The following is a 4,970-nucleotide window of genomic DNA, read 5'->3' as shown; positions in this document are numbered from 1 at the left end:
CGGGCGACGTTACGCCGGGAAGTTCTCTGGTGTTTGGAGTTCACTTGATGGTTTTGTGTTTCAATAATCCCCGCCTGCGCCAAGCGGCAAAACGTTGTATGAAACCATTGACCAACGTAACGCAGAAAAAGAAATGAGAAAAACAATTTTACTTCTTTTATTTCCAATTATTACTTTTAGCCAAGTAAAACTTCCGAGCGTTCCGCAACCATCAGCATTTCCGAATTACCAAAATCAAAGTTTTGGAACGCCAACAAATATGCAACCGCCAAATCCAATGAATATATTTTATGGAACAGGCGAACAGGAAAGAATAAATCAACAAAACCAACAAATAATTCAAGAAGTTCAAAAAAGAGAAATCGAAGCTCAAAAAGCAAAACAAGAAATTTATCAAGACATTGTAAAAAAGAATTCAAACATAAGTTTTTCACTTCCTTCTTATTCTTTTTTGCCAGCATCTAAATATTATTACGAGGCTTACGATAAATTAATGCAAATAGACACAGCAAACTTTTCTGTAAAAAACACCAACTTTTTAATCGAAAATGCTTTTTACGAAAACAGTCAAGACAAAGCAGAGTTCGACAAAATCATAAAAAATTCAGGTGAATTTCTAATTGCTAAAATGCAAGAACTCGGCTATGATTTAAAAAGTAACTCGGCAAAAAATTATATGTTATTTCAATTCTTTTCCGAAACCCTACAACTCAAATCAAACGGATTAAAACATTTGCCTTTTAAATATGATTTTGAAGATTTTCAAGGCGTTAACGATTGGTCAAAAATGTTTGTAACTAAACTTTTAGCCACACAAACAGGACAATGTCATTCAATGCCTTTGTTGTACTTAATTCTTGCCGAAGAAATCAACGCAGAAGCCTATTTGGCATATTCTCCAAATCATTCCTACATTCGCTTTCCAGACGACAACCGCAAATGGCATAACATCGAACTCACTAACGGAATGTTTTCTACAACTTCCAGTATTTTAAATTCGGGTTACATCAAATCCGAAGCATTGAGCAATAAAATCTATATGCAAAATCTATCTAAAAAAGAATTGCTATCGCATTTCTATGTAGATTTAGCAATGGGTTACATTCACAAATTTGGCTACGATGAATTTTGTGCAAAGGTTATCGACAAAGCATTAGAACTTTCCCCAAACAGCATTAATGCAAATATGGTAAAATCAAACATCGACACTAATCGTTTTGAAACTGTAATGTTTAATCTTAAAATCAATCCACGAGATAACAAACAATTACAAAATATTCGATATTATCCGCAAGCAGTAGAGTTATTAAAAAACGTAAACAATCAATACGACACAGTTGATAATTTAGGTTACGAACATATGCCTGAAGATGCTTATTTGCAATGGCTTCAATCTATGCAAGACGAAAAAAACAAACAAGAAAGCGAAAAATTAGCCAAACAATTTAAAGGAACTTTAATCAAACCACTAAAAAACTAACAATGTCAAAACCTTTTTTATATCTGTTTTTGTTTTTCAATATCTTTTGTGCTACCGCACAAAAACAAGAAAAACTATTTGAGCAAAGCTTCGCTTTGCTTCATAGTATGATAGATAATGATAACAATTTCAGTTTCAAAAAAGCGGTTTTCTCTGTCGAAAATGCGTATTTAGACGATAAATTGGATACTTTATACATCAATAATCAAATCAGATTACTTTCAACTTTGTGTAATTCTTTAATTGAAAATCGCTTTTTAGCGTATGTAGAAAACGACAAAGAAAAAGTAAACAAATGGGCATCGGTTTATCAGGTTATGTGCGATACAATTCCGCTTAATATTAATGGGAAATTGTATAAATATGAACCTTTCGGTTATGATTTTAACGATGTTTTCGGGCATCAAAACCGAGAAAATCTTTTTGTTTCCAAATTATTAGAAACACACAAGGGCAATTGTCGTTCTTTACCTTATCTATATAAAATACTTTGCGAAGAATTAGGCACGTCAGCACATTTAGCACTTGCTCCTAATCACATTTATATCAAACACCAAAACAAAAAAAATGGTTGGTACAATACTGAACTTACCAGCGGAATATTTCCAATTGATGCGTGGATTATGGCTTCGGGTTTTGTGCATTTAGACGCAATTACAAACGGTGTGTATATGAAAGCACTAAACAACAAAGAATCAATCGCACTTTTACTTATTGATTTGGCAGACAATTACAATGCAAAATTTCCAAATAACGATGGTGTGTTTGTTTTGCAATGTTGTGAGTTAGCCATTCAAAACTATCCACATTTTGCAAACGCTTTAATTCTAAAAGCAGAAACCATCAAAAAACAAATCAAAGCCGAAACCGATAATGAAAAAGCAAACAAAATGTTTGCAGATTTAGAAAACCAATACAAATTCATTCATAAAATCGGTTATCGCAATATGCCCGAAGAAATGTACCTTAATTGGTTAGTTTCATTAAAAACAGAACGTAATAAGTTTGAGAACAAAAAATTAAATACCTTTAACAAAAATTAATTTATATGACTAAATTCTATTTTTTAATACTTTGTCTGTTTTCTTTTGGGTTTCTTTCAGCACAGGAAGAACTATCTAAAGAAGAAAAAGAACGCAGAGAACGCAACATTCAAGCGGCTAATCCTTTTGCAAAGTTTGGCTACAAAGCCAAAGTTGCCACATTAAGCAAAGGAAAATATTTAGAAGTTCACGATTTAGATAGCATTGTAACCATCGGCACAACACGTTGGCACGTGGACAAAAACAAAATTGTAGGCGACATTGTTATAGATAGTTTAAACCCTGATGCTCGCCCAATTGGCGATGTAGCAGGACGTTGGATTTCGCCAGACCCTTTAAGTGAAGAGTTTCCGAGTTGGTCGCCTTATAACTTTGTAGAAAATAATCCAATAACTAAAATCGACCCTGACGGCAGAGCATCAGATGATTGGAGAAATAAAAAAGGACAACAAGTATATGACCCTAAAGCCAATAATGGTCAAGGTGCATACACAGAGTATGCAACAAAAAATGATATACGTTTGGGAAATTCTTTGCAAAGCACTGCAACTGGTAAAGAACAATTCAATAAATTAGTAAATTCTGAACAACCAATAACGGTAGAAATTAATTTCGGTTCAGAGCCAGTAATTTCTTCTGATGGAGGTATTCAAATGGGAATTACAACTAATAATTATCAAGCAGGTTCTGATTTACAAGGAAATGTTGAAGATGTAATGCTTGAAAATTCAAATATTACAATTAATATTGCGAGTATAGAAAAAGTCGAAAAAGACTTAAAAACGCCTTCTTTTTCAAAATCTCCATATAAAGGGTTAAATTTTGAACAATTACTTGGAGTGACATTTGGTCACGAAATAGAGCATACAACAAAAGAAAATATTTTACATACTGAAAAAGGAGGTAATACAGAAACTAAACCAACAGCAGTTGGTATCAAGATAGCAGAAGAACTTAAAAAAAATTAAAATGAAAAAAAAATTAATCATTATACTATTTTTATCATTGACTAATTCCTTTTCACAATCAGTTGATAATCCTAACTTAGTTGAAAAGATTAAATTAAAATCAGCCAACTTTTTATTAGAGAAGGGAGAAATTGAAAATATAGATAATTACAAATCAAAAATTTCAATTATTGAAATTTTAGAAACTAAAGTTATTGGCTATAATAAAATTGGTATTTATAGATTATTTCCTCATAAAAGTCCTTCAAACACATACATACTTTTAAAGAAAAATTCTGATATTCAATTTATTGATTTAAAAGATTTTGAAAAATCTTTTAAATCAATATTTAAATTTTTAAACTCAACAACATTTGATGATGAAAAAAAAATAATTTATTTAGAAAAAATAATTGAAGTGTATCAAAATAATAATTATTCTGAAAAAATTAAATTATAACATTTTTTACTAATTTTATGTCATTAACCATTAAAGTAAAAATATTATGGCATCAACTTCAGAAGTAGGACACGCAAAAAATGTAGCTAATTTTCAAGACTTAATCGAGTTTGTAACAGGCTATGGAGCAACTTACAATCCGTCTAAAAACGCATTAAAATTACCACAACTTATTGCTCTAAAAGCATCTGCCGATGCCACTTTAGCCGATGTAATTACCAAAAACACAAACTATAACAACAAAGTTAATGAGCGTATAACCGCTTTTAGTGGTATAAAGTCATTGTCAACTCGTTTGGTTAATGCTTTGCAAACTACCAATGCAACAACCGAAACTATTGGCAATGCAAAAACATTTAACCGCAAAATGCAAGGTAAAAAAGCATCGTCTTCGCAAACACCAACCGACCCAAATACACCAGCACCAAACACAATTTCAACAAGTCAGCAATCATACGACCAATTAATCCAACATTTAGCAGGTTTAACTTCTGTTTTAGAAGCAGAAACAAGCTATACACCAAACGAAACCGATTTACAAGTTGCAACATTGCAAACTAAAATTGCCGACCTTACTGCAAAAAATACAGCCGTTGCCACAGCCTATGCAAACATCAGCAATTCAAGAATTGCAAGAAACGAAACATTATATTCAAGTAGCACAGGGTTAGTAGAAACCGCAAACGAAGTAAAAAAATACATCAAATCGGTTTTTGGAGCATCAAGTCCACAATTTTCACAAGTAAAAGGAATACAATTTAAAGTAATCAAGAAGTAGGGCAAGTGCTTTTAGCACTTTCCCTACTCCTTTTTAATATTTTATTACTGCATTTAGAAATATTCCTACTGAAAATTAGAATATTTAAACTGCAAAAAGATATTTGCAAACTGAAAGTAAATATATTTAAACTTAAAATAGAAATATCTTAACTTCATTTAGATTTATATTAACTGCAAAAAGAAATATTACTACTTCTAAAAGAAATATACTTACTGCAAATAGATTATTAATGACTTACAAAAAAATGGCTTCATACAAT

Annotated in this window: 5 protein-coding genes; all 5 read left to right on the top strand. The window is 31.4% G+C overall.

Going from position 1 to position 4,970, the window contains the following annotated elements; all coding sequences use genetic code 11:
- The first annotated feature begins 133 nt into the window (after positions 1–133).
- The 5 genes from IAI56_RS15175 to IAI56_RS15155 are packed head-to-tail and all read left to right on the top strand — an operon-like array spanning position 134 to position 4,708.
- Entirely contained in the window at positions 134–1,480 is a 1,347-nt protein-coding gene (locus tag IAI56_RS15175; protein WP_187658666.1) for a hypothetical protein, read from the top strand.
- Between the two features lie 2 nt (positions 1,481–1,482).
- Positions 1,483–2,523 (top strand): hypothetical protein, encoded by a 1,041-nt coding sequence (locus tag IAI56_RS15170; RefSeq protein ID WP_187658665.1) that lies wholly within the window; start codon positions 1,483–1,485, stop codon positions 2,521–2,523.
- A gap of 5 nt (positions 2,524–2,528) precedes the next feature.
- Positions 2,529–3,491 carry an RHS repeat domain-containing protein gene (locus IAI56_RS15165; RefSeq protein ID WP_187658664.1) on the top strand — a complete coding sequence of 321 codons (963 nt, stop codon included), beginning with the start codon at positions 2,529–2,531 and terminating at the stop codon, positions 3,489–3,491.
- A 1-nt stretch (position 3,492) separates the two neighbouring features.
- Positions 3,493–3,930, top strand: coding sequence for a hypothetical protein (locus IAI56_RS15160; RefSeq protein WP_187658663.1), 438 nt, complete (start codon positions 3,493–3,495; stop codon positions 3,928–3,930).
- A 46-nt stretch (positions 3,931–3,976) separates the two neighbouring features.
- A complete protein-coding gene (locus IAI56_RS15155; RefSeq protein WP_187658662.1) occupies positions 3,977–4,708 on the top strand; it encodes a hypothetical protein in 732 nt (243 codons plus the stop codon).
- Positions 4,709–4,970 lie beyond the last annotated feature (262 nt).

Origin of the sequence: Flavobacterium macrobrachii (assembly GCF_014486675.1) — a bacterium.
GTDB lineage: Bacteria > Bacteroidota > Bacteroidia > Flavobacteriales > Flavobacteriaceae > Flavobacterium > Flavobacterium macrobrachii.
This window is presented reverse-complemented; position numbering and strand designations above follow the sequence as displayed.